Genomic DNA, 284 nt, shown 5'->3' with positions numbered 1-284 from the left:
TCTGCTGCACGCCGTAAATGTCACTGCAAGCATAGGCAGGCCAACCCATAATATGACTAGTGGTAAACTCACACTCAAACCAACAACTGCGATAACAAATGCCATGATCCCCTTCGGAAGAGACATCAGAAGCATTGCCCAAGCTTTTACAGCACTTTGTTTTTTCATCACTGAACCCCTCTCTTACTATTACTTCCCTCAGTATAGATGCTTAAACCTGCCTACACATTCATCTAAGGACCGGAAACGCGCCCGACCTTAGTCTAGTGTTGAAGGTTCAATCG

It is taken from the genome of Paenibacillus paridis (assembly GCF_006345825.1).
Classification (GTDB): domain Bacteria; phylum Bacillota; class Bacilli; order Paenibacillales; family Paenibacillaceae; genus Pristimantibacillus; species Pristimantibacillus paridis.
The sequence above is the reverse complement of the archived record's forward strand: the minus strand, read 5'-3'. Positions refer to the sequence as shown.